This is a genomic window from Pseudomonas sp. B21-059, assembly GCF_026016285.1.
GTDB lineage: Bacteria > Pseudomonadota > Gammaproteobacteria > Pseudomonadales > Pseudomonadaceae > Aquipseudomonas > Aquipseudomonas danubii.
The window spans coordinates 2,914,577-2,939,756 of the sequence record NZ_CP087201.1; the positions used below are offsets into that span (position 1 = coordinate 2,914,577).

Below are 25,180 nucleotides of genomic sequence, written 5' to 3' on the forward strand. Positions count from 1 at the left end.
CACCCGAGCGGTGTTTATCTTGATCTTCAGGACGTGGAGTCGGCCCATGACAGCCCCAGCCCAACCCTCACCCAGTGCCCACCTCATCCGCAGCGATGCCGAGGCCATCAGCGTGGCCCAGGCCCTGGCCCAGCGCTTTGCCGTGGAGGCCGCGGTACGCGACCGCGAACGGCGCCTGCCGGTGGCGGAACTCGACGAGTTCTCTGCCAGCGGCCTGTGGGGCATCACCATTCCCCGGGCCTACGGCGGCGCCGGGGTGTCCTACGTGACCCTGGCCGAGGTGATCAAGCTCATCTCCGCCGCCGATCCCTCCCTGGGCCAGTTGCCACAGAACCACCTCGGCGTGGTGGACATTCTGTTGCAGACCGCCAGCGAAGAGCAGAAGCAGCACTACTTCGCCAAGGTGTTGCAGGGCTACCGCTTTGGCAACGCGTTTTCCGAGGCCGGCAGCAAGCACGTCGGCGCCTTTGAAACCCAGATCCGCTTTACCGGCGAGCAGGCGCAGGTCGACGGCGAGAAGTTCTACTGCACCGGCGCCTTGTTTGCCCACATCGTGCCGACGGTGGCGGTGGATGAGCACAACCAGGCCCATATCGCCTTTATCGAGCGCGACAACCCCGGCCTCACGGTGATCGACAGCTGGGACGGCTTCGGCCAACGCACCACCGCCAGCGGCGGGGTCAGCCTCAAGGCCGTGCAAGTGCCGCGCAGCGCGGTGATCCCGGCCCACCGGGCCTTCGACCAACCCACCGCCGACGGCCCGATCTCGCAGATCATCCAGGCCGCGGTGGACACCGGTATCGCCGTCGCCGCCCTGGAAGACGCCAAGCATTACGCCCGGCAGTCCCGGCCGTGGATCGACAGTGGCCTGGATCACGGCTGGCAGGACCCTTTTACCCAGGCCGCCATCGGTGACCTGGAATGGCGGGTGCACGGCACCGAGGCGATCTTGGTCAAGGCCGCCGAGGCGGTCGACCAGGCCCTCGCCAGCCCCAGCGAAGACAGCGTCGCCCACGCCTCGCTGGTGGTGGCCCAGGCCAAGGTGCTGTCGGCAGAAAGCGCCTTGCTCGCCGCCAGCAAGCTGTTCGAACTGGCCGGCACCCGCTCGGTGTCGGCCAAGTACAACCTCGACCGCCACTGGCGCAACGCTCGCACCCACACCCTGCACGACCCGGCCCGCTGGAAATACCACCTGATCGGCAACTTCCTGCTCAACGGCGTCAAGCCACCCCGTCACGCCTGGAACTGAAAGGACACCGCCATGAACGCATTGACCCAACCCGACAGCCCCCAGGCCGCCCTGGCCGCGATCGGCGAGCAACTGCAAAGGGCCCGCGACCTGTTGCAGCGGACCCTGGAGTTCGTTCGCGACGAGGCCCGGCCCTGGTCCGGCAGCGGCCTGAGCAAGGCCAGCGACGACCCGTATGTGATCAGCCGCTTTGGCGATCTGCAGATCCGCATCGAAGTGGCCGCCGCCCTGCAGGAGCGGGCCCAGTACCGGCTGCAAGAGGGCAAGGACCCGGCCGAGATCGCCATCGCCCTGGCCGAGGCGGCGATTGCCGCCGCCGAAGCCCTGGCGGCGGCCGGCAACGCCGAATTCGAACTCACCGGCCAGCGCACCCCGCAGCCACAGGCCCTGCAAGACCCGCTGCGCTGGAAGTATCAACTGATCGGCAACTACCGCCTCAATGGCGTGCTGCCCCAAGGTTTCAGGAGTGCTGTGTGATGTCCCGTGAAATCCGCCTCAATGCCTTCGACATGAACTGTGTCGGTCACCAGTCACCGGGGCTCTGGGCCCATCCTCGGGACCGTTCCTGGCAGTACAAGGACCTGGAGTACTGGACCGACCTGGCGCGCATCCTTGAGAAGGGCAAGTTCGACGGGCTGTTCATCGCCGATGTGCTGGGCATCTACGACGTCTACAACGGCAATGGCGAGGCGGCGATCCGCCAGGCGGCCCAGGTGCCGGTGAACGACCCGCTGCAATTGATTCCGCCCATGGCCCTGGTCACCGAGCATCTGGGCTTCGGCCTCACCGCCTCGCTGTCGTTCGAGCATCCGTATCCCTTTGCCCGGCGCCTTTCGACCCTGGATCACCTGACGAAGGGCCGTGCCGGCTGGAACATCGTCACCTCCTACCTGGAGAGCGGGGCGAAGAACATCGGTCAGCAGGCGCAGACCGAACACGACGCCCGCTACGACTACGCCGAGGAGTACCTGGAGGTTTGCTACAAGCTCTGGGAAGGCAGCTGGGAGGAGGGTGCGGTGCTACGTGACCGCGAGCGGCGGATCTTCAGCGACCCGAGCAAGATCCACGAGATCCGCCACGCGGGCAAACACTTCCAGGTGCCGGGGATTCACCTGTGCGAGCCGTCACCGCAACGCACTCCGGTGCTGTACCAGGCCGGGGCGTCCAGCCGCGGCAAGCAGTTCGCCGCCGAACAGGCCGAATGCGTGTTCGTTGCCGCGCCGTCCAAGGTGCTGCTGAAAAAGACCGTGGCCGACATCCGCCGCCGCGCGGCCGAAGCCGGGCGCGACCCGTCGAAGATCCTGATCTTCAACCTGCAGACGGTGATCCTCGGCGAGACCGATGCCCTGGCCAAGGCCAAGTTCGAGGAATACAAGTCCTGGGTCAGCTACGAAGGCGCCATGGCGCTGATTTCCGGCTGGACCGGCATCGACTTCAGCCGCTTCAAGCCCGACGAGCCCCTCAAACACGTGCACACCAACGCCATCCAGTCTGCGGTGGAAGCCTTCTCCACCGCAGACCCGAACAAGGTCTGGACGCCCCACGAGCTGGCGGACTGGGTCGGCATCGGCGGCTTTGGCCCGTTGTTCGTCGGCAGTCCGGAAACCGTGGCCGACCTGCTCCAGGAGTGGGTGGAAGAGACCGATGTCGACGGCTTCAACCTGGCCTACGCCCTGACCCATGAAACCTTTATCGATGCCGTGGAGTTGCTGGTGCCCGAGTTGCAGAAACGCGGGGTCTACAAGACCGAATACGCACCGGGCACCCTGCGAGAGAAACTCTTTGGCGCCGGCCCGCGGCTGCCGGTGAACCACCCCGGCAGCGCCTGGCGCGACCTCGCAACCCGGCTTCAGCCGCAACGCGCCAGCGCCTGACCCCGCGCCTCTCGTAGGAGCTGGCTTGCCGGCAAAGAGGCCCGCAAGACCTGCGCCCGATTTGCCGGCGCCTTCGCCGGCAAGCCGGCTCCTACAGAGACGCCGCCGACCTGCAGGTAGGGGCTGGCTTGCCAGCGACCAGGCTAGCCATCCTTGCCCCGATTGCCCCCCGGGCTGGCCTCCGTCACGGCTGTCGTTCGCTGCCCCGGCTGCGAGGGGGGTGTCCGCCTGAAGTTCATCTGGCAGCCGCCCCAGGCCACGGCTCAACCCACAACTGCGGCCTGGGCCGCCGAATTCAAACGGAACAGCGCATGACGCCAACCGCGCCCATCCTACTTTGGTACTGCTGGATGAACCTTCCATGGGCTTGGCGCCTATCATCGTCCAGGAGATTTTTCAGATCGTTGCCCAGCTTAATCGCGAGGCGGTAGTGAGCTTTCTGATCGCCGAGCAAAGCATTAATCTGGCGCTCAAATACGCTCCCCATGCCTGCCTGCTGGACACCGGCCGAGTGGCCCTGTCCGGCACCGCCGAGCAACTGCTGGCCCGGGGCGATCTGCAGGACTTCTACCTGGGCAAACACTGAGCGTGAGTATTCCATGAGCCAAAACCACTGCGGACAGGCAACCCCAGCCACCCGTGATGCTGAAATTCTGATTGTCGGCGGCGGCCTCAGTGGCGCCTTGCTGGCGGCGCAATTGCTGCGCCTGCCGGGGCGGCGGCGGATACTGGTGATCGAGCCCCGCAGCGAGCTGGGTCGCGGCGAGGCCTACAGCGCTGTCGAGCTGGGGCACACCCTGAACGGCAACGCGGCACGGATGAGCGTCGATCCGGACAATGCCGATGACCTGACCCACTGGCTGACCCAGCATATTGCTGGCGGTGGCTGGCCCGAATCGGGCCGCCAGTCGGTGCCGGTCAGCGAGCTGTTTCCACCTCGGGGGCTGTTTGGCGTCTATGTGCAGCAACGCCTGGCCGAGGCGCTGCAGCTGGGCCTGGAACAGGGCTCCAGCCTGAGCCATGTGCGCGGCGAGGCGGTGGATCTGGAAACCGACAGTGACGGTGTCTGCCTGACGCTGGCGGACGGCCGCCAGCTGCGCGGTGGAGTGGCGGTACTGGCCACCGGCATGTTCCCGGCGGCGCGCACACCGCAAACCCGGTCCAGCGGCCTCAATGCCGCAGCCCTGGACCCTTGGGACGTGGCCGCCATGGCCCGCCTCGACCCGCAGGCGACGGTGCTGATCATCGGCTCCGGGCTGACCATGGTGGACGCCGTGGTGTCCCTGGAGCAGGCCGGGCATCGCGGGCCGATCGAGGTGTTCTCCCGGCATGGCCTGCTGCCCCATGTGCGCCGCCAGCCGCCGGCCTGGGTGGACTTTCTCGCCGCCGACCTCAAGCTGCGCAGCCCGCGACAACTGCTGCGGGAGGTGCGGCGCCAGTGCCGCGAGGCCCAGGTTCAAGGCATCGACTGGCAAGCACCGCTGGACACGGTGCGGGTGCATATCGGCCGGTTGTGGAGCCAGGCCAGCGAGGCGCAGAAACGCCAATTCGTGCGGCATGTGCGGCCCTGGTGGGAGAGCCACCACCATCGCTCGCCGCCCTTGAGCGCCGAGCGGGTGGCGCGCCTGCACGCAGAGGGCCGCTTGCGCATTCATGCCGCGGCCTACCAGGGACTGGAACCTTCGGTGGAGGGTCGCCTGACGATCCGCCTGCGTTATCGCGGCACCGAGCACAGCGAGCGCCTGGAGGGGGACGCACTGATCAACTCCAGCGGCATTGAATACGACTGGCGCCGGGTCGCCCGGCCTTTGCCGCAGCAACTGCTGGCCCGTGGTCTGGTCATCCCCGGGCCGTTGGCCCTGGGCATCAGCGCCACGGCAGAGGGTGCCGTGCACAACGCCCGTGGCCAAGCGTCCGAGCGCCTGTTCGCCATGGGCCCGCCGTTGCGTGGCCTGTGGTGGGAAAGCACCGCCGTCACCGACGTCGCCCTGCAGGCCAAGGCCCTCGCCGCGCACCTGGCGGCATTGCCCTTGTAGCCGCTGCCGCAGGCTGCGAACGGCCCGCTAGGGCCGCGGCGTTCTTGAGACCGCTGCGAGTTTGGCAGGCGATCGTCAAGCAAGGTCCTGCGGACCTTTGCGCAGCTTCGCGGGCTCAGCAGCGGCTACAGGAGGGTGATCCAGCGCTGTTCCTGGGCGGCAGCGCGGATCGCCGCGGCCAGGCGCTCTATTTCCCAGGCCTCGGCGAAATCCGTGCCGTCCTCACCCTGGCCGCACAGGGCCATGATCAGTTCATGCACTTCCAGGGTCTTGAGTTCGTTGTAGCCCAGTTGATGCCCGGGGGCCGGGCTGAAGGCGGCGTAGCCGGGCAGGTCCGGTCCGGCCAGCAGGCGCTGGAAGCCTTTCTGCCCGACCCGGTACAGGCGCAGTTCGTTGAGCCGTTCCTGGTCGAAGGCGAGGGTGCCCAGGGTGCCGCTGATCTCGAAGCTCAGGTGGTTTTTGTAGCCATGCTTGATCCAGCTGCTGCTCAACGTGCCCCGCGCGCCATTGGCGAAACGCAACAAGGCGTGGGCCTGATCGTCCACGGCAATATGGCGCCGTTCCTGGCTGCCGGCGTGGGTCGGTCGTTGCAGATGCACCGTCTGCACATCGGCGCACACCGCCTGTACCGGTCCCATGAGAAAGCGCGCCATGGCCAGCAGGTGGCTGCCCAGGTCGGCCAGGGCGCCGCCGGCGTGCTGCGGGTCGCAACGCCAGGACCAGGGTGAATCCGGGTCGGCCATGAAATCCTCGCTGAACTCGCCCTGGAAACTCACCAACTGCCCCAGCTCGCCCTGGCCGATCAACTGCCGGGCCAGGGCGATCATCGGGTTGTGCTGATAGTTGTAACCGACCCGGGTCACCACCCCAGCGGCCTGGGCGGCGTGGTGCATCTGCCGGGCCTCATCGACGCTGATGGCCAGGGGCTTTTCGCAGTACACCGCCTTGCCTGCCGCCAGGGCCGCCATGGCCATGGGGAAGTGCAGATGGTTGGGGGTGGTGATGGCCACCAGATTGACCCGGGGATCGGCGATCAAGCCTTGCCAGTCGCTATGGGCCCGGGCGAAGCCCCAGGCCCCGGCACAGTGCTCGGCGCGCTGCGCATCGGCATCGGCCAGGGCCGCCAGGTGCAGGCGCACCGGCAGTTCGAACACTGCGCTGACACTGCGAAACGCCAGGGCGTGGGCCCGGCCCATGAAGCCGGTACCGATCAAGCCAATGCCAAGTTCATCCATAGCCGCACCTGCAGAATTATTGTTTTAGGAAGGGCTAGTTATGGAATAAAAATTCTCTAATTGCAATTGCTGGAATTAAAATTTTGACGGGCGCTGTAGGAGCCGGCTTGCCGGCGACAGGGCCCGTGTGGCTTGCGCTGGGTTCAAGGTCCTGTTCGCTGGCAAGCCCGCTGCCAAGGGAAATGAAAAAGGCAGCCCGGAGGCTGCCTTTTTGGTGGTGCAAGCGGGCCTCAGGAGAGGAAGCCGCCATCCACGTTCAGCGAAATGCCGGTGGTGTAGCTGGAAGCGTCGCTGGCCAGGTAGAGCACCGCGCCGGCCATTTCGCTCGGGTCGGCCACGCGCTTGAGGGGGATCTGCGCCAGGGCGGTCTTGAGGATGGCGTCGTTCTTCACCAGGGCCGAGGCAAACTTGGTGTCGGTCAGGCCCGGCAGCAAGGCGTTACAGCGGATACCGAACTGTGCGCATTCCTTGGCGAAGACCTTGGTCATGTTGATCACCGCCGCCTTGGTCACCGAGTAGATGCCCTGGAAGATCCCCGGCGAGATGCCATTGATCGAGGCGACGTTGATGATGCTACCGCCGCCGTTGTCGCGCATCAGCTTGCCGGCTTCCACCGACATGAAGAAATAGCCGCGGATATTGACGTCGACGGTCTTCTGGAAGGCCCCCAGGTCAGTGTCCAGGACGTTGCAGAATTGCGGGTTGGTGGCGGCGTTGTTGACCAGGATGTCGAGGCGGCCGAACTGCTCGCGAATCCCGGCGAAGACCTGGCTGATCTGCTCCATTTCGCCGATGTGGCAGGCAATCGCCGTGGCCTTGCCGCCGGCGGCGATGATGGCGTCGGCCACGTGTTGGCAGCCTTCGAGCTTGCGGCTCGACACGATCACATGGGCTCCTTGCTGGGCCAGGAGCTTGGCAATGGCTTCACCGATACCGCGGCTGGCGCCGGAGACGAATGCGATCTTGCCGTCGAGGTCGAACAACTGAGTCTTGGACATGGTTTTTCCTTGCTGGGCTGTCGGGCGCCGAGGGCGCGGTCAGAGGCTGGATTTTTCGATGACCTGCAGGCTCATCTGCTCCAGCAGTTTGTTCATGTGAATGAACTGCGCGAAGCGTTTGTCCTGGGTCTGGCCGTGGTAGAAGCGGTAGTAGATCTGCTGCACGATGCCGGCCAGGCGGAACAGGCCGTAGGTGTAGTAGAAGTCGAAATTGCCGATTTCGATTCCCGAACGTTCGGCGTAGTAATCGACGAATTCCTGGCGGGTCAGCATGCCCGGCGCGTTGCTCGGCTGGCGCCGCATCAGTTGCACCGGCGCCGGGTCGGCGGCCTCGATCCAGTAGGCCAGGGTGTTGCCCAGGTCCATCAGCGGATCGCCCAGGGTGGTCAGTTCCCAGTCCAGCACGCCGATGATCTGCATCGGGTTGTGGGGATCGAGGATGACGTTGTCGAAGCGGTAGTCGTTATGCACGATGCTTGAGGTTGGGTGATCGGCGGGCATCTTGTCGTTGAGCCAGGCCTTCACGGTTTCCCAGTGCGGCGCATCGGGGGTCAGGGCTTTCTCGTAGCGCTCGCTCCAGCCCTTGATCTGGCGCTGCACATAGCCTTCAGGCTTGCCCAGGTCGCCCAGGCCGCAGGCGTTGTAGTCGACCCGATGCAGTTCGACGAAGCGGTCGATGAAACTCTTGCACAGGGCTTGGGTCCTGCCGGCATCCAGGCCCAGTTCCGCCGGCAGGTCGGAGCGCAGGATGATGCCCTTGACCCGTTCCATGACATAGAACTCGGCGCCGATCACCGACTCGTCGGTGCAGTGCACATAGGCCTTGGGGCAGTAGGGGAAACCGTCCCTGAGCTGATTGAGAATGCGGAACTCGCGGCCCATGTCATGGGCGGACTTGGCCTTGTGGCCAAACGGCGGGCGGCGCAGGACGAATTCCTGGTCCGGGTACTCCAGCAAGTAGGTGAGGTTCGAGGCACCGCCCGGGAACTGGCTGATTTGCGGTGTGCCGCTGAGGCCGGGAATATGCGCCTTGAGGTATGGATCGATCAGGTTGGCATCGAGCTCCTCGCCGGGGCGAGTACGGGTGGATTGGTCTGTAAGCGCCATGCTTATCCCTTCTGCTTATTCTGGAGGCCAGAGATTATTGACTAATCTAATGCGCCTACCGGCCCCTCACAATCGCGGCGAGCCTTTATAGGTGCGCGTGTTGCCGGACAATCATTGCTTTTGATACAAGCGTTTGAATTTACCCCCGTGTGTCTACGACCCGGTGAGACCAAGCCCTCGTAGGAGCCGGCTTGCCGGCGAAGAGGATGTCATGATCGGCGCTGGCTTTCGCTGGCAAGCCAGCTCCTACACAAGCCATGCAGGCCAGAGGTTGTCCGCCCCACGAGCATAGGCGTTGCCCAGGGGATGGGTTAGTTGGGTGTCGGCAGGGGAAGGGGGGTCAGCAGGGGGCGACCCTCGAAGTGGGCCAGCAGGTTTTGGCCGACCATGTCCACGGTGTCGCGGCTGGCCTGGGGCGAAAGGCCGGCGACGTGGGGCGTCAGTACCACATTGTCCAGGCCCTTGAAACCGTCCGGCACTTGCGGTTCGTCATCGAACACGTCCAGGGCCGCGCCGGCGATCCGCCGCTGTTTCAGGGCTTGCAGCAGGGCGTTGGTGTCCACCACGCTGGCACGAGCGATGTTCACCAGGAAACCTTCGGCGCCAAGGGCTTGCAGCACCGGCTGGTCCACCAGATGCCGGGTGTCGGCGCCGCCGGGGGTGGCGATCACCAGGGCATCCGAGTCCCGGGCCAGTTCCAGCAGGGTCGGGCAAAAGCGGTAGGGCTGGTCCGGCCGGGGCTGACGGCTGTGATAACTCACGGTCATGTCGAACCCCAGGGCACAGCGCCGGGCGATGGCCTGGCCGACGGCGCCCAGCCCGAGGATGCCCAGGCGCATGCCGGCCACGGAAGGGCGCAGGACTTTTGGCCATTGTCCCTGGCGCACGGCGGCATCGGACTGGGGAATGCCCCGGACCAGCGAAAGCAACAGGGCGAGGGCATGATCGGCCACCGACGAGGCATTGACCCCGGCGCCATTGGTCACGGCAATCCCGCGGTTGCTCGCCGCTTGCAGGTCCACCTGCTCATAGCCGGCACCGATCACGCAGATGATCTGCAGCCGGGGCAGGGCGTTGATTTCCGCCGCAGTCAGCCCCAGTGGGCCTCGGGTCAGCACGGCGTCGATCTGTGGGGCGTGGGTCTTGATGGCCTGGGCCCGTTCGGCGGGCGTGGGGGCCAGGATCAGGTTGAAGCCCAGCGCTTCGAGCAAGGGCAGGTAGGCGTTGACGTTCTCGACCAGGACCAGGACGGTGGCGCGCATGACGGTTCCTCAGCAGTTAATGGGGCAAGGGCTGGCGCAATTGAAAGATGTTGCCTTCCGGGTCGACGCCGTCGCAGACCTGCGCCCCCATGAATGACCATTCGCGCTCGGCCTCGTACAACCGGCCCCCGGCGCTGGCGGCCCGTTGCCTGGCCTGTTGCAGATCGGCGACCTGGAACAGCGGCTTGCACGCGCCATCGCTACGGGGCAGTGGCGGTTCCTGCACGATGATGCGCGCGGCAATCGCCGCAGGCACCTGGACCAGTGTCAGCTCGAAGCCCTGATGCATCAGTTGCTGGTAATCGGCCTGTTGCTCGGTGATGGGCCAGCCCAGCAGGTCGGCATAGAAGCGGGCGAGTGACGGCGGGTCGAGGCTGTAGAGGATGCAGCCGGCGATCGTGGTGGCGCTCATGGAGGATTCCATACAGGCGGGGACGAAGGCTCAAGGGTGCGGGTTGCGAGGGATTTTGGCAATGCTCGCCGGCACCGTTCCCGGGGGAGTCACGCCATGTTCGGCGTGCCCGGGGCGGTGTGGGGACTATGGGGTCAGAAGGTCACATCGGCGGTCGTGGCCAGGCGCACGAAGGGGCCGTTGAGGGTGGCGTTATGGTGGGCGATGATTTTCTTCGCCCCCAGCACGGGTGTGTCCATGCAGGTATGGGCGTCCTCCACCAGCACGGCGGCAAAGCCCAGGTCGCCGGCGGCGCGGCAGGTGGCATCGACGCAGTACTGGGTCTTCATGCCGACGATCACCAGCTCATTGACCTGGGCTTCCTGCAGGCGCTCGGCCAGCCCGGTGCCGACAAAGCAACTGGGGCGGGTCTTGTCCAGCACGCAGTCCAGTTCTTCATCCACTTCCAGGGTCGGCAGCAGTTGCCAGAGCGGGCTGCCGGCGGCAATCGGCGACTCGGCGGGGCCGGTATGGCGCACGGCGAAGATCGGCGCCCCGGCCTGGCGGGCGCGGCGGATCAGCTGGTTGATGTTTTCCAGGGTCTGTTCGCGCTTGTAGGGCTTGTCCGGTCCGTTGAACAGGCCGACCTGCATGTCGATGACCAGCAGGGCACGCTTGGCGTTGGATAAAGGCATCTTGTCTCTCCTTGTAGTGCCAGCTGGACGGAGAAACAAAAGGCCCCGTCCATTGCTGGCGGGGCCTTGGTTTTACTGTGCTTGCATCATCCCGCACAGCTACCACACGACCCGCCGTAGGCAGTCGTGGTGGTAGAGGTAGGGTTGAGCGCGTAGATATTCATGGGGTCCGATCATGCCGCCTGGCCGTGAATCTTGTCAACGCGGCCCAGCGCGCGTCGGCTTGCTGAGGAACAGGTGCGTGGGATGTGCATCGCCTTCGCGGACGCTTGCGCCGGCAAGCCGGTGCCAGGGGAAGGCGGGAGAGAGCCGGGCCAGACGCTTCGCCACGGCAAAAAAATAAATCTGCACCGTACAAACCGTTCCTCAGCTAAGTCTATGCAGCGCTCGCGGAATCCCGGACAATCGCGCCCCCTCTGTTTCGGTCGGGGCTCTGTCTGTCGGGTACTCCGACGCGCCCTGATCGAATGGCAAACGACCGGAATGTGGAGATCCCACCGGATGAATGATCAGGCCAACAGCGTTGATCAACGCTTTGAAACGGCGACCCCAGCGACCCTGAGTAGCTGGAACCGCCAAGACACCACCTGGATGCTGGGCCTGTTTGGCACCGCCATTGGTGCCGGTACCCTGTTTCTGCCCATCAATGCCGGCATCGGCGGTTTCTGGCCGCTGTTGATCCTGGCGCTGCTGGCCTTCCCCATGACCTTCTATGCACACCGCGGCCTGACCCGCTTCGTGCTCTCCGGGCGTGACGGTGCGGACATCACTGACGTGGTGGAAGAGCATTTCGGTCTCACCGCCGGTGCCCTGATCACCTTGCTGTACTTTTTGGCGATCTTCCCGATCCTGCTGATCTACAGCGTGGCCCTGACCAACACCGTCGACAGCTTCATGACCAACCAACTGCACATCGCGCCGCCACCGCGGGCGATCCTGGCCCTGGTGCTGATCTTCGGCCTGCTGGTGGTGGTGCGTTGCGGCGAGCAGGTGATCGTCAAGGCCATGAGCCTGATGGTCTATCCGTTCATCGTGGCCCTGCTGTTCCTCGCGGTGTTCCTGATCCCGCACTGGAATGGCGGCATCCTCGCCACCGTCAGCGATGTCCCGGCGCCTTCGGCCTTCCTGCATACCCTGTGGCTAGCGATTCCGGTGATGGTCTTCTCGTTCAACCACTCGCCGATCATCTCGGCCTTTGCCGTGGACCAGAAGCGCCGCTATGGCGTGCATGCCCAAGAGCGCAGCTCGCAGATCCTCTCGCGTGCCCACCTGCTGATGGTGGGCATGGTGCTGTTCTTCGTCTTCAGCTGCGTACTGACCCTGAACCCGGCGCAACTGGCCGAAGCCAAGGCGCAGAACCTGTCGATCCTGTCCTACCTGGCCAACCACTTCCAGAATCCGACCATCGCCTTCGCCGCGCCGTTGATTGCCTTCGTGGCCATCGCCAAGTCCTTCCTGGGTCACTACATCGGTGCCAGCGAAGGCCTCAAGGGCCTGATCGGCAAGAGCGGCCGGCGTCCTGGGGCGAAAACCCTGGACCGGGTTACCGCTGCCTTCATGCTGGTGATCTGCTGGGCCGTGGCGACCCTCAACCCGAGCATCCTGACGATGATCGAGACCATGGGGGGCCCGGTGATCGCGGCGATCCTGTTCCTGATGCCGATGTACGCCATTCGCAAAGTGCCGGCCATGGCCCGCTATCGCGGCCAGGCCTCCAACGTCTTCGTGACCCTGGTGGGCCTGGTGGCCATTACCGCCCTGGTGTACTCCCTGGCTTCGTGAGTGGTGCGACGCGCTGGCGGGTGCCTTCGCCGGCATTCCACACCTGCGCGACGCTCACCGCCTGGAGCCGGCTTGCCGGCGGACAGGCCCTCAAGCCTGACGCAATTGCTGGCAACACAACCAACGCCGCCGGTGCTCACAGCACCGGCGGCGTTGTCGTTCAAGGCATTGATCAGGATCGTTTGCTGCCTTGAATAAAGGTCTAAGCTGGTGCTCTTATTGCTGCCCGGAACCCGCCAATGGCCACTCCCGTCACACGGGCTGCAATCTGGCCCAAAGGCGTTGATGGCGTTGGGCGACACCCTCTGAATTCGAATTTTGCCTTGTCACGGACGAACCCGATTGGCCACTGAACCCCTCACCCAGCCAACTGTTGTCCCCAAACGCAGCCGTGACCTGCTGGCCGGCTTGTCCATCGCCGGCCTGTTGCTGCCGGAGGCAGTGGCCTATTCCGGTATTGCCGCCTTGCCGCCTCAGGCCGGGGTCATTGCCCTGTTCGCCGGGTTGCTGTGCTACGGCCTACTGGGCAGCAGCCGCTTCGCCATTGTCTCGGCCACGTCCTCATCGGCGGCGGTGCTGGCCGCTGCCACCTTGTCCCTGGCAGAGGGCGACGTGCAGCTGCGCCTGAACCTGGCGTTCGCCCTGGTGCTGCTGACCGGAGGCTTCTTCGTCCTGGCGGGGCTGTTTCGCCTCGGCGGCGTCACCGCGTTCATTGCCAAGCCGGTGCTGCGGGGCTTCGCCTTCGGCCTGGCCGTGACCATCATCCTCAAGCAACTCGCCACCGTCGTGGGGGTGCACCTGAGCACCGGCAACCTGGTGCGCTTTCTGCCCCAGTTGCTGGAGCAGTGGCCGCAGTGGAACTGGGCCGGTGCGGCGGTGGCGGCATTGGCCTTGCTGGTGCTGGCGATCTGTTCACGGATTCCCTATGTGCCCGGTGGGCTGGTGGCGGTGGTGATCGGCATTGGCGCCGGGCAATGGCTCGACCTGCCGGCTCATGGGGTGGCCCTGATCGGGGTGATCGAACTCAAGTTGCAGGTGCCGAGCCTGCCGGACCTGCCCTTTGCCGACTGGCTGCGCCTGGGGGAACTGGCGTTTGCCCTGGTGATGATCCTGTATGCCGAGTCCTACGGCTCCATCAGCTCCCTGGCGCTCAAGCATGGCGACCGGGTTTCGTCCAACCGCGACCTGCTGGCCCTGGGCGCTGGCAATCTGCTCTCCGGTCTGTTCCATGGCATGCCCGTCGGCGCCGGTTATTCGGCCACTTCCGCCAACGAAGCGGCGGGGGCCCGCTCGCGGCTGGCCGGGCTGACCGCTGCTGCGGTGATGCTGATCATCGTTCTGACGGTGCTGCCCTATATCGCCCTGACCCCGGAGCCGGTGCTGGCGGCGATCGTCATCTATGCCTTGGGCCATGGCCTGAGCCTGCAACCGCTGGGGCGCTATTTCATCTGGCGCCGGGATCGGTTGCTGGTGATCTGTGCGGTCACCGCGGTGCTGGTGCTGGGGGTGCTGGATGGTTTGCTGCTTTCGGTAGGGGTGAGCATTCTGTTGATGCTGCGCCAGTTGTCGGCGGCGGATATCCAGATCCTCGGTCAATTGGGCAGCGGACATGATTTTGTCGACCTCAGCCGCCATCCTCAGGCGCGGCAGGTGCCGGGGGTGCTGATTCTGCGTCCGGGGGAGGCGCTGTTCTTCGCCAACGCCGAGCGCATCCTGGGCGGTGCCTTGCATCTGATCCGGCATGTGCAGACGCCGATTCACACGGTCATTCTCAGCCTGGAAGAGTCGCCGAATCTGGACGGCACCAGCATCGAGGCCCTGGACGACTTCTTCCGTCAGGTCCGCCTGGAGCACAAGCGCCTGGCCCTGGCCCGGCTCAAGCACAGGGCCAAGGAAGCCCTGGCGGGCCTGCCGTCGACTGCCGAGCATCAGGTGTTGCTCAGTGGCACCAGCGTCGACGATACGCTGCAGGAAAGCCTGCAGATCTGGAGCGGTCAGGCTCAGGCAGGACTCTGGCATTGAGTCTTGGCGCTTGGGTGTATCGCGCCTGGCCTGTGGCAGCGCAGCGCAGGGCGAACTAGCGGGCAGGGCAGTCAGCAAAAGTTACAGGCATAAAAAAAACGCCGCGTATCGTGGAATACGCGGCGTTCTTTTTTACAACGCTAGAGCCTTAGGCTTGCACCACCGGGATCTTGGCGTTAGCGGCCGCTTCACGGAACTCGGCGATCTGGTCGAAGCTCAGGTAGCGGTACACGTCCGCTGCCATGCTGTCGATCTTGCCGGCGTATTCCATGTACTCCTCGACGGTCGGCAGGCGACCCAGGATCGAAGCCACCGACGCCAGCTCGGCCGAAGCCAGGTAGACGTTGGCGCCATCGCCCAGACGGTTCGGGAAGTTACGGGTCGAAGTCGACACCACGGTCGAGTTCGGCTCTACACGTGCCTGGTTACCCATGCACAGCGAGCAGCCCGGCATTTCCATGCGCGCGCCAGCCTTGCCGTAGATGCCGTAGTAGCCTTCTTCGGTCAGTTGGTGAGCGTCCATCTTGGTCGGCGGCGACAGCCACAGACGGGTTGGCAGCTGGCCCTTGACCTGATCCAGCAGCTTACCGGCGGCGCGGAAGTGACCGATGTTGGTCATGCAGGAACCGATGAACACTTCGTCGATCTTCTGGCCAGCAACGCTGGACAGCAGGCGAGCGTCGTCCGGGTCGTTCGGCGCGCAGAGCACAGGCTCCTTGACGTCGGCCAGGTCGATCTCGATGACTTCGGCGTACTCGGCGTCCTTGTCGGCTTCCAGCAGCTCAGGGTTGGCCAGCCAGGCTTCCATCGCTTGAGCGCGACGCTCCAGGGTACGGGCATCGCCGTAGCCTTCGCCGATCATCCAGCGCAGCAGGGTGATGTTGGACTTCAGGTACTCGGCGATCGATTCTTTGGACAGCTTGATGGTGCAACCGGCAGCCGAACGTTCGGCCGAGGCGTCGGACAGTTCGAAGGCTTGCTCGACGGTCAGGGTTTCCAGGCCTTCGATCTCCAGGATGCGGCCGGAGAAGGCGTTCTTCTTGCCTTTCTTCTCGACGGTCAGCAGGCCTTTCTGGATCGCGTAGTAAGGGATGGCGTGGACCAGGTCACGCAGGGTGACGCCAGGCTGCAGCTTGCCCTTGAAGCGAACCAGGATCGATTCCGGCATGTCCAGTGGCATGACGCCAGTGGCGGCGGCGAAGGCCACCAGGCCGGAACCGGCCGGGAACGAGATACCGATCGGGAAACGGGTGTGGGAGTCACCACCGGTGCCGACGGTGTCCGGCAGCAGCATGCGGTTCAGCCAGCTGTGGATGATGCCGTCGCCCGGACGCAGGGACACGCCGCCACGGGTCATGATGAAGTCAGGCAGGGTGTGGTGAGTGGTGACGTCGATCGGCTTTGGATAGGCCGCGGTGTGGCAGAACGACTGCATCACCAGATCGGTGGAGAAGCCCAGGCAAGCCAGGTCTTTCAGTTCGTCACGGGTCATAGGACCGGTGGTGTCCTGGGAGCCCACGGTGGTCATCTTCGGTTCGCAGTAGGTGCCTGGACGTACGCCAGTCACGCCGCAAGCCTTGCCGACCATCTTCTGCGCCAGGGTGAAACCCTTGGTGCTTTCGGCTGGAGCTTCAGGCTTCTTGAACAGGTCCGACGGTGGCAGACCCAGCTCGGCGCGCGCCTTCTCGGTCAGGCCACGGCCGATGATCAGCGGGATACGGCCGCCAGCACGGACTTCGTCGAGCAGGACCGGGGTCTTCATTTCGAAGGTGGCCAGGACTTCGTCGCTGTTGTGCTTGGTGACTTTGCCAGCGTGCGGGTACAGGTCGATCACGTCGCCCATGTTCATCTTCGACACGTCGAATTCGATCGGCAGGGCGCCGGCGTCTTCCATGGTGTTGTAGAAGATTGGAGCGATCTTGCTGCCGAAGCAGAAGCCGCCGGCACGCTTGTTCGGCACGTAAGGAACGTCGTCGCCGAAGAACCACAGCACCGAGTTGGTCGCCGACTTACGCGACGAACCGGTGCCGACCACGTCGCCAACGTAGGCGATCGGGAAGCCGTCGTTGCGCATCTGCTCGATCTGTTTCATCGGGCCGATGGAACCTTGCACGTCAGGCACGATGCCGTCACGGGCCATTTTCAGCATGGCCAGGGCGTGCAGCGGGATGTCCGGACGGGACCAGGCGTCAGGGGCAGGGGAGAGGTCGTCGGTGTTGGTTTCGCCGGTGACCTTGAACACCCGCAGGCTGATCTTGTCGGCCAGTACCGGGCGGTTCTTGAACCACTCACCGTCGGCCCAGGATTGCAGTACGCCCTGGGCGTGAACGTTGCCGTTCTTGGCTTTTTCCGCGACGTCGTGGAAGGCGTCGAACATCAGCAGGGTGTGCTTGAGTTGAGCGGCAGCAACAGGCGCCAGCTCGGCGTCGTCCAGCAGGTCGACCAGGGTCACGATGTTGTAGCCGCCCTGCATGGTGCCCAGCAGTTCTACGGCGCGCTTCTTGTCGATCAGAGGGGAGGAGGCTTCGCCTTTGGCCAGCGCGGAGAGGAAACCGGCCTTGACGTAGGCGGCTTCGTCGACTCCTGGCGGAACGCGATTGGTGATCAGGTCAACGAGGAAAGCTTCTTCGCCAGCCGGGGGATTCTTCAGCAGCTCGACCAGGCCTGCAGTTTGTTCGGCGTTAAGCGGCTGGGGAACGATACCCAGTGCTGCGCGCTCTTCGATATGTTTGCGGTAGGCTTCAAGCACAGTTATTACCCTCATCAGTGGTCCCAAATGGGTGTCCGGGACGCTCATCCCGAAATTGCCGTACTCATGCGCTGCGTGGCGTTGTGGGCCACTTAGCCAGAATTACCGACAATTCCTTACAGAAGCTGCTTTCAAAGTTTTACGCCTGCAGAACGGGGAGCTGATGAGGGTTGGCGCTGGATTTTTCCCCGCTGGAAAAATCCCTCGCCAACACCGCTCTGAAGGAACGACTGTGCTCGTGACGCTTTGAAAACAGCTTCAAACGGACATTGGCGCCTAAAAAGGCTGGCTGATTCTACGGCAAAAAAAATCTAAACGTAAGTTGCTGTATTGAAGTTTGAGGGGTGATCAATCTTAGACAAAGGGCTAACATTGCCGACTGTTTTGCCTTTGCGTGTGTTGTTTTTCTATGCCCAATCAGACCATCAAGACCCCTTGCGTCGGCCTCTGCTCCACCGTCTACGGCGACCTGGTGTGCCGCGGCTGCAAGCGTTTCCATCACGAAGTGATCAACTGGAACGGTTACAACGAGGAGGAGAAACGCGCGGTCTGGTTGCGTCTTGAACAACTGCTGGTGCAGGTGATGGCGGCCAAGCTGGAAGTCTTCGACCCGGCGCGTCTGCGCGGGCAACTGGAGCAGCGCAAGATCCGTTTCGTGCCGCACCAGTCCGAGTATTGCTGGGCCTACCAGCTGATTGCCCGGGGCGCGCGGGTGATCAACCAGCTCGACGCCTACGGCATGGCGCTGTTACCGGAGTTCCGCGACTGGGGCCTGCCGGAGTTGCGTGACGCCATCGATCGGGAATTCTTCCTGCTGTCGGAAGCCCACTACCAGCGCTACATCGCCCCGGGGTTTCTCAAGGACGCCCTGGGCTGAGAGGTTCGTCGGCCAGCCACTTCCTGCGCAAAGGGTGCTGCAGGCGTGGGCTTGCCAGCGACAGCGTCGTCATGGGCGACGCAGGTTACGCGCTGGCGTTGCGGGGAAGGGTCTCAGACTTTGGCGGCGAGTTCTTCCAGGTGGTCCATGATGTCCGCCGGCTTGAGCACCAGCACGTCACTGTCCAGGGAGTCGAGCACCACTTCGGCGGTGTTGCCGATCAAGGCCCCCGACAACCCGGTGCGGGCCACGGTGCCGATGATGGTCAGCACGGCCCCCAGCTTGTGGGCCATATGGGGAATCAGCACGTCCGCCGGACCTTCCTCGATATGCAGGTGCGCATCGTCGATATCGAACTCGGCCTGGAACGCCCTGCATTCCTCGCGGTAGCGCTTCTCGATGGTTTCCTTGAGCTGGAACACCGGGTCGGATGCCGAAAGCATCGGTGATGGATGGGCGCTGATCACGTGCAGTTGGGCCCTGGCCAGGCTGGCGATGTCGAAACCATAGTCAACGATGCTGGCATGCAGGGTACGGTGTTCGCCGTCCATGTTGCCGACATCGATGGCCGCCATGACCACGCCACCGGCCCAGGGGGTGGCGGTCTTGACCAGCAGCACCGGGGTTGGGCAGTAGCGCAGCAGTTTCCAGTCCGCCGGGGTCAGCAGGACTTTCTTCAGCGGATTGTCATGGGAATGCTGCTTGATCACCAGGCCGCAGCCCTCGGCCTGCTGCACGTCGATGATGGTTTCATGCAGGCTCTCGTTCCAGGCCTGCTCGGTGGTGACGCTGTAGCCTTCGCCGGTCAGGCTGCTCTTGAGCACGCTGAGCAGCGCCGAGTGTTCGTGCTTCTTGTCGCAGACCAGCAGATGCAGGTGGGCCTGGGTGACCCCGGCAATCAGCTTGGCGCGCTTGAGGGCCAGACTTTCGCCAGGCGTGGGATCGATGACCACCAGGATGCTGCGGATACTTTGCATGATCGGGATCTCCAGGAAAGGGATGAATGGTTAGGGTCTGTTCCCGTTTGGCCCAGCAACGCGGCTCGTCACCAAACGGGAACAGACCCTAGCGTGCACAACTATAGTTGCTGGCGCCCGCGCCGCATGTTGATGCATATCAAGCGCGGCCGCTGGTGGTCTGCGACGTGGCCGGTATAATCGCCAGCCTTTCGCTGTGAAGCCTTATTTGTCTCGTGAGCCTCATGTTATCGATCACTGATAGTGCCGCCATTGCTCGCCTTGCTGTGGCGGATTGCTCGGAAATGCGCCGATGAACTTTTTGGAAATTCATGACTTCCTCGGCTGTCGGACTCCCGACGCCTGGGTCCAGGCGGCCCTGGCCGACCAGGAAACCCTGCTGATCGACCACAAGAACTGTGAGTTCAAGGCCGCCAGCACCGCCCTGAGCCTGATCGCCAAGTACCACTCCCATGTCGACCTGATCAACATGATGTCGCGCCTGGCCCGGGAAGAACTGGTGCACCACGAACAGGTCATGCGCCTGATGAAACGACGCAAGGTCGAGCTGCGCCAACTGCACGCCGGGCGCTACGCCTCGGGCCTGCGCAAAGTGGTGCGCAGCCATGAGCCGGTGAAGCTGGTGGACACCCTGGTGGTCGGCGCCTTTATCGAAGCCCGCAGTTGCGAGCGCTTCGAAGCCCTGGTGCCACACCTGGATGAGGAGTTGGGCAAGTTCTATTTCGGCCTGCTCAAAAGCGAGGCCCGGCACTATCAGGGCTACCTGAAGCTGGCCTACCAGTATGGCGACGCCAAGGACATCGCTCAGGTGATCGACAAGGTGCGGGCCGCCGAGCAGGAGCTGATCGAGTCCCCGGACCCGGAATTCCGCTTCCACAGCGGCGTACCGGCCTGGTAAGGCACAACCCTCGTGTCGCTGCCCTTGTGTAAAAACAGGGGCAAATTGTTAAAAACTCTTAAAAGAATGAAACTTTGCGCAAAACCGCGATAAGTCGCTGGTTTTGCCGCGACCTTAGCCTTTTTTTAACCTGGGTCCTTCTATAATGCGCGCACTCAAAATTGTGTGCTTGCGAACGGGAAGGTATGGAAAACCTGGGTCTTGGCAAAGTCCTGCTGGTGGAAGATGACGAGAAGCTCGCCGGGCTGATTGCCAGCTTCCTGTCCCAGCATGGCTTTGAAGTGCTGACGGTACACCGGGGCGATGTGGCCTTGGCGGCGTTTCTCGAATTCAAACCGAAGTTGGTGGTGCTCGACCTGATGTTGCCGGGCCAGAGCGGCCTGCACGTGTGCCGGGAAATCCGCGCCGTGGCCGATACCCCGATTGTCATCCTCACCGCCAAGGAAGACGACCTGGACCACATCCTCGGCCTGGAGTCCGGCGCCGACGACTATGTGATCAAACCCATCAAGCCGGCGGTGCTGCTGGCGCGGCTGCGGGCCCTGCAGCGGCGCCAGGTGCCGGAGTCGACCGCCTTGCGCGGGGCCCTGGAGTTCGGCGTGTTGAGCATCGACCGCAGCAGCCGCGAGGTGCGTCTGTCCGGCGAGCCGATCGAACTGACCACCATGGAGTTCGAGCTGCTCTGGCTGCTGGCCAATGCGGCAGGCAAGACCCTGTCCCGGGATGACATCCTGAACCGCATGCGCGGTATCGAGTTCGACGGTCTGAACCGCAGCGTCGACGTCTACATCAGCAAATTACGCGGCAAGCTCAAGGACAACCCGCGCGAGCCGGTGTGCATCAAGACCGTGTGGGGCAAGGGCTACCTGTTCAATCCATTCGCCTGGGAGATTTGAATGCTGCGGCTGTTTCTGGGGCTCTACCTGTTCCTGGCCCTCGGCTTTGCCGGAGCCATGACCGCGGTGCAACACATCTTCCTCAACTACCTGGCGGTGGACCTGATCGAGGCCTACAACCGTGATGCGGTGCGCGGGCCGGCCTACAGCCTCAGCGAGCAGCTGCGGCCCTTTGACGAGGCCGGGCGTCAGCATCAACTGGAGTTGCTCAAACCCCATTACGGGCTGGGGCTCAAGCTGGTGCAGGCCGGCGAGCTGGACCTCAACCAGAAGGAGCGGGCGCTGCTGAGCGCCAAGCAGCTGGTGGTCCGGGATGATTTCAACGAATTCATTTCCAGCATCGACGACGGTCCCCAGTTACTGAGCATCAAGCTGCCGGAAGACCCACCCCTGACCCTGCTCTACAACATCGCCGCCTATGCCTTGCTCGGCACGCTGCTTGCCATCGTCCTGTACTTCTGGGTGCGCCCGCACTGGCGCGACCTGGAGCGCCTGCGCCTGGCCGCCGAGCGTTTTGGCGGCAATGACCTCAGCACCCGCCTGCAACTGTCCCAGCGTTCCAACATTCGCGACCTGGCCCAGCACTTCAACCGCATGGCGGCGCGCATCGAGGGCCTGATCGCCAACCAGCGCGAGCTGACCAACGCGGTGTCCCACGAGTTGCGCACGCCCATCGCGCGGCTGTCATTCGAGCTGGACCAGTTGCAGCAGCAACCGGACCCGGAGGAAAACCGCGAACTGATCGCCGACATGTACGCCGACCTTGGCGAACTGGAGGACATGGTCTCCGAGCTGTTGTCCTACGCCAGCCTGGAGCACGGCGCGGCCACCATCAGTCGCGAGAATATCCAGGCCCAGAGCTGGCTCGACAGCGTGGTCGGCAGTGTCGCCCTGGAGGCGGAAGCGGCGGGGGTGCAGTTGCTGATCCGCTCCTGCCAGGTCGAGTACGTGCGGATCGAGCCACGCTTCATGGCCCGGGCGGTGATCAATCTGCTGCGCAACGCCATTCGCTACGCCGACCGGCGGGTGGAGGTGTCCCTGGTACGCCTGGAGCAGGGCTACGAAGTGCGGGTCAATGATGACGGGCCCGGCGTGCCGGTGGACGGACGGGAGAAAATCTTTGAACCCTTTTCCCGGCTCGACGCCAGCCGCGACCGGCGTACCGGTGGCTTCGGCCTGGGCCTGGCCCTGGTGCGACGGGTCTCCCAGTGGCATGGCGGCAAGGTCGAGGTGGTGGATTCGGAGTGGGGCGGGGCCTCGTTTCGCCTGACCTGGGCCCATGTCGATTAGCGGCGGCGGCAAGTTGCAAGCGGTAAGCGGCAAGCTTCAAGCCGCCAGTTCGCTGCTTGCCGCTTGCCGCTCGAAGCCTACCGCTTAAAAGCTGTACTCAAGCTGGGTGCCCAGCACCGTCTGCATGCGCCGATCGACGATCGGGCTGTCGCCGGCTTCCTTGCCCAGGTACTGCAGGGACAGCAGGGTCGAAAGCTTGGTCTGCTCGTTGAGGGGCAGGGTCCATTCCAGGTCCAGGCCATTGCTCACCAGCCCGCCCTTGGCGCGGTAGGCGCTGAAGCGGCTGTTGGCGGCCTGGGTGCCGCTCACGCCGTACCAGGTCTGCATATAGTCGGCATTGCCGAACAGGCTGTTGAGGCTGGCATCGAGGCTGCCCAAACGTCCCTCGTACAGGTTGGTGCCAATGCTCAGCTGCAGCTGGCTGTAAGCTGAACCGGTGTCCTTGTTGTCATTCTTCTTCACGGCGTGGGTCACCGTGGCTCCCAGTTCGAACGGGCCCAGGTCGTAACCCAGGTGTGCGCCGAACTGCGCACGTGACTTGATCTGGCCCATGCCCTTGAGCCGCTTGGAGCCTTGGCCCAGGTGGTTCTTGTCGCGCCGTTCTTCGCTGGGGCCGACCCAGGTGCTGAACGACAGGTCGCCCCATTCATGGCCCCAGCCCAGGCCCTGGTCGGTGTTGAGGAAGAGGCCATAGGGGCTGATGATTTCGCCGCCGAAAATCGGCGCCACGGTGCGCTCGTCACTGCCGCTGTAGCGCGGCACGCTGGCAACACCGCCGCGCACGCCATATTTCCAGTCCTCGGCATGCAGCGCTGCAGACCCTGTGGCCAGGCCGAGGGTGCCCGCCCAAAGGGCGACGGTGGTGCAGCGTTTCAGGCTTTTCATAGTGTTTTAGAACCTCAGGTAGTGGGGGGTGTAGATACGTTTGAAGGAGTAGCCGAGGACGTTGACCCCGTTGACCTGACGGCGCACGGTGTCGCCCAGCCCGGGGCCATGGCCGGCAATCACCGCATGGGCGTTGTCCACCGGAGCCAGGATGTAATCGGTGAGGGTGCGGCCCTGTTGCAGGCTGCGGATCATCAGGAAGCCGTCTTCCAGGGCGATGCTGACGCCGTTCAAGGGGGCGTTGGCTTCGTCATCGTTGAGGGCGTGATAGGTGCCGACCATGGCCAGCCAGTTGTCGGGCAGGGGCACCGGGTCGATCCGTTCCCCCATGGCCAGTAGCTGGCCGTGGCGCTTGGCGGTAAACACCCGGTTGCCCTGAACGTTCATGACGTCCAGTTGCACCCGTCCCAGGTCGCCCAGGTCCTGCTGCCACAGGCCGAGGATTTTCTTCTGCGCCCGCAGCCAGCCGTGTTCGTCGCGCAGCAACTCGAAGCGCGTGCCGGCCAGTTCGCCAAACAGCCGCTGGTCCTGGTCCTTGATGCGCAGCACGCCCCAGGTCGTGGCATAGAACCCCGCCAGATGCTGGCGGTCGGCGGCTTCCGGCACCCGGCGCCGCGGGCTGGGCTGGTCGGAGCCGTTCTGGTCTGAGCCCTTCTGGTCAGTGCGACTCTGGACGGAGCTACTCGGTACGGAGCCATTCGGGACGGAGCCATCCTGGCCGGAATCGTGCTGAACGCAGCCCTGCTGAACAGGGCCGGCTTGCATCCCTTCGGGGGCGCCATGGGCCTGCTGCAGCATGCGCAGAATCTGCGGCACCAACGGCTGGGCCAGGGCTGCGCCAGAGCCGGAATTGCTCATCACGATCACCGCCAGTTGCTGCTCCGGGAGCACGCTGATCCGGGCGTGGAAATCATCGCCGGAGCCACTGCGCTGCCAAGTGCCAATCCCCGGGTTGACCCACTCGTCGCCACAGGGCGAGAGGAACCAGCCCAGGCCCACCTGACAATCGAAATCCAGCGGGTTGCCGCTGTTCTGCGGACGCACCATCTCCTTGATCGAGGCCGGTGAGAGCAACGCCTGGTGCTTGTAGCTGCCCTGGGCGAAGAGCATGCGCACGAAGTGGCTCAGGTCCCGTGGATTGCTCCACAAGCCAGCGGCGGACAGGTCGCGCACCAGGACATCATTGCTGCGGGAGCCGTCGGTATAGCCTTGGGTGCGGTAGGGTTGTGCGCCGCTGCCGCCTATGAAACTCGACTGGCTCATGCCCAGCGGGCGCAGCAGGCTTTTTTGCAGTTGCATCTCGAAATCCAGGCCGCTGCTGCGTTCCACCGCCGCGCCCAGCAGGGCGTAGCCCAGGTTGGAGGGGGCGGTCCGGGTGCCCGGGGCATTGTTCAGCCAAACCCCGCTGACCTTTCTCGGCAGCTCGTTGAGGGCCTGGGGCGTACGTGAGTCGCGCAGGTACTCGGCGGGCATCCCGGCCTGATGGCTGAGCAGACGGCGCACAGTCACGGCCTGGTCGGCGGCGTTCTGGTCCTGGTGAAAGCGCGAGCGGACGTAGAATTCCTTGAGGCTGTCCTGCAGGGGCGCATCCAACTGCAGGCGTCCCTGTTCCACCAGTTGCATGACCGCCGTAGCAGTCAGCAACTGCGACAGGGCGCCGGCGCGAAACGCGGTGTTCTCGGTCACTTGCAGGCCCCGTGCCTGGTCGGCAAACCCGAAGCCTCGGGCCCAGATCAGCTCCTGGCCGTCCACCAGGGCGATGGACAGTCCCGGGACCTGGTGCTCGGCCATCTCCCGGGGGATGTACTGCTTCAAGTAGCTGATGATGCTGGCGTAGTCGCCGGGCGCTATGACCGGCGGCGCAGGTGGTTGGCCATTGCAGCCGAGGCTGCTCAGCAGGATGCCCAGCAGTGGCAGGCCGAGAAGTTTGGGGGACATGCAGCACCCGACCGGAAAT

Annotated in this window: 20 protein-coding genes and 1 pseudogene; 11 read left to right on the plus strand and 10 right to left on the minus strand. The window is 64.2% G+C overall.

Going from position 1 to position 25,180, the window contains the following annotated elements; all coding sequences use genetic code 11:
- The first annotated feature begins 46 nt into the window (after positions 1-46).
- The 5 genes and pseudogenes from LOY69_RS13375 to LOY69_RS13395 all read left to right on the plus strand — a co-directional run bounded on the left by LOY69_RS13375 (position 47) and on the right by LOY69_RS13395 (position 5,159).
- Positions 47-1,249 carry an SfnB family sulfur acquisition oxidoreductase gene (locus tag LOY69_RS13375; RefSeq protein ID WP_265074723.1) on the plus strand — a complete coding sequence of 401 codons (1,203 nt, stop codon included), beginning with the start codon at positions 47-49 and terminating at the stop codon, positions 1,247-1,249.
- A gap of 12 nt (positions 1,250-1,261) precedes the next feature.
- Positions 1,262-1,726 carry an acyl-CoA dehydrogenase gene (locus LOY69_RS13380; protein WP_265074724.1) on the plus strand — a complete coding sequence of 155 codons (465 nt, stop codon included), beginning with the start codon at positions 1,262-1,264 and terminating at the stop codon, positions 1,724-1,726.
- On the plus strand, positions 1,726-3,123 hold the full coding sequence (locus tag LOY69_RS13385) for an LLM class flavin-dependent oxidoreductase (protein ID WP_102879738.1): 1,398 nt from the start codon (positions 1,726-1,728) through the stop codon (positions 3,121-3,123). Before LOY69_RS13380 ends, LOY69_RS13385 begins: the two co-directional genes overlap by 1 nt.
- Positions 3,124-3,454: 331 nt before the next feature.
- A pseudogene (locus LOY69_RS13390) lies at positions 3,455-3,709 on the plus strand (ABC transporter ATP-binding protein); the annotation flags it as partial.
- Between the two features lie 13 nt (positions 3,710-3,722).
- Positions 3,723-5,159 (plus strand): FAD/NAD(P)-binding protein, encoded by a 1,437-nt coding sequence (locus LOY69_RS13395; protein WP_265074725.1) that lies wholly within the window; start codon positions 3,723-3,725, stop codon positions 5,157-5,159.
- A gap of 125 nt (positions 5,160-5,284) precedes the next feature.
- On the opposite strand, the gene LOY69_RS13400 is transcribed toward LOY69_RS13395, so the two are convergent.
- From LOY69_RS13400 to LOY69_RS13425, 6 genes are all read right to left on the minus strand, one after another.
- Positions 5,285-6,394: a Gfo/Idh/MocA family protein gene (locus LOY69_RS13400; protein ID WP_265074726.1), complete on the minus strand. Its 1,110-nt coding sequence runs from the start codon at positions 6,392-6,394 to the stop codon at positions 5,285-5,287.
- Positions 6,395-6,624: 230 nt separating this feature from the next.
- The gene (locus LOY69_RS13405; RefSeq protein WP_110653616.1) at positions 6,625-7,392 is read right to left on the minus strand and encodes an SDR family oxidoreductase; all 768 of its coding nucleotides are present in this window, start codon (positions 7,390-7,392) and stop codon (positions 6,625-6,627) included.
- Positions 7,393-7,431: 39 nt separating this feature from the next.
- Entirely contained in the window at positions 7,432-8,499 is a 1,068-nt protein-coding gene (locus tag LOY69_RS13410; RefSeq protein WP_110653615.1) for a phosphotransferase family protein, read from the minus strand.
- Between the two features lie 311 nt (positions 8,500-8,810).
- Complete coding sequence (locus LOY69_RS13415) at positions 8,811-9,761, minus strand: 2-hydroxyacid dehydrogenase (protein ID WP_123393876.1); 951 nt, start codon at positions 9,759-9,761, stop codon at positions 8,811-8,813.
- 16 nt (positions 9,762-9,777) lie between these two features.
- Complete coding sequence (locus tag LOY69_RS13420; RefSeq protein ID WP_265074727.1) at positions 9,778-10,173, minus strand: VOC family protein; 396 nt, start codon at positions 10,171-10,173, stop codon at positions 9,778-9,780.
- A gap of 134 nt (positions 10,174-10,307) precedes the next feature.
- Positions 10,308-10,847, minus strand: a complete 540-nt coding sequence (locus tag LOY69_RS13425; RefSeq protein WP_102879731.1) for a cysteine hydrolase family protein — start codon at positions 10,845-10,847, stop codon at positions 10,308-10,310.
- Positions 10,848-11,348: 501 nt separating this feature from the next.
- On the opposite strand from LOY69_RS13425, the gene LOY69_RS13430 reads away from it, so the two are divergent.
- Positions 11,349-12,629: a serine/threonine transporter gene (locus tag LOY69_RS13430; protein ID WP_102864482.1), complete on the plus strand. Its 1,281-nt coding sequence runs from the start codon at positions 11,349-11,351 to the stop codon at positions 12,627-12,629.
- A gap of 342 nt (positions 12,630-12,971) precedes the next feature.
- Positions 12,972-14,651 carry a SulP family inorganic anion transporter gene (locus LOY69_RS13435; protein WP_265074728.1) on the plus strand — a complete coding sequence of 560 codons (1,680 nt, stop codon included), beginning with the start codon at positions 12,972-12,974 and terminating at the stop codon, positions 14,649-14,651.
- A 148-nt stretch (positions 14,652-14,799) separates the two neighbouring features.
- Here LOY69_RS13435 and acnB read toward each other — a convergent pair whose 3' ends face one another.
- Positions 14,800-17,400, minus strand: a complete 2,601-nt coding sequence (gene acnB / locus LOY69_RS13440) for a bifunctional aconitate hydratase 2/2-methylisocitrate dehydratase (RefSeq protein WP_102879729.1) — start codon at positions 17,398-17,400, stop codon at positions 14,800-14,802.
- Between the two features lie 409 nt (positions 17,401-17,809).
- On the opposite strand from acnB, the gene LOY69_RS13445 reads away from it, so the two are divergent.
- A complete protein-coding gene (locus LOY69_RS13445; protein ID WP_102879728.1) occupies positions 17,810-18,277 on the plus strand; it encodes a DUF1289 domain-containing protein in 468 nt (155 codons plus the stop codon).
- A 113-nt stretch (positions 18,278-18,390) separates the two neighbouring features.
- Here the strand turns inward: LOY69_RS13445 and LOY69_RS13450 are convergent, their stop codons facing one another.
- The gene (locus LOY69_RS13450; RefSeq protein WP_102864486.1) at positions 18,391-19,254 is read right to left on the minus strand and encodes a universal stress protein; all 864 of its coding nucleotides are present in this window, start codon (positions 19,252-19,254) and stop codon (positions 18,391-18,393) included.
- A gap of 292 nt (positions 19,255-19,546) precedes the next feature.
- On the opposite strand from LOY69_RS13450, the gene LOY69_RS13455 reads away from it, so the two are divergent.
- From LOY69_RS13455 to LOY69_RS13465, 3 genes are all read left to right on the plus strand, one after another.
- Positions 19,547-20,152: a tRNA-(ms[2]io[6]A)-hydroxylase gene (locus LOY69_RS13455; protein WP_253085725.1), complete on the plus strand. Its 606-nt coding sequence runs from the start codon at positions 19,547-19,549 to the stop codon at positions 20,150-20,152.
- 185 nt (positions 20,153-20,337) lie between these two features.
- Complete coding sequence (locus LOY69_RS13460; RefSeq protein ID WP_102879726.1) at positions 20,338-21,048, plus strand: winged helix-turn-helix domain-containing protein; 711 nt, start codon at positions 20,338-20,340, stop codon at positions 21,046-21,048.
- Positions 21,049-22,338: an ATP-binding protein gene (locus LOY69_RS13465; protein WP_102864488.1), complete on the plus strand. Its 1,290-nt coding sequence runs from the start codon at positions 21,049-21,051 to the stop codon at positions 22,336-22,338.
- Between the two features lie 84 nt (positions 22,339-22,422).
- On the opposite strand, the gene LOY69_RS13470 is transcribed toward LOY69_RS13465, so the two are convergent.
- Positions 22,423-23,223, minus strand: coding sequence for a MipA/OmpV family protein (locus LOY69_RS13470; protein WP_102879724.1), 801 nt, complete (start codon positions 23,221-23,223; stop codon positions 22,423-22,425).
- A 6-nt stretch (positions 23,224-23,229) separates the two neighbouring features.
- Complete coding sequence (locus tag LOY69_RS13475; protein WP_265074729.1) at positions 23,230-25,161, minus strand: serine hydrolase domain-containing protein; 1,932 nt, start codon at positions 25,159-25,161, stop codon at positions 23,230-23,232.
- Positions 25,162-25,180: the final 19 nt, after the last annotated feature.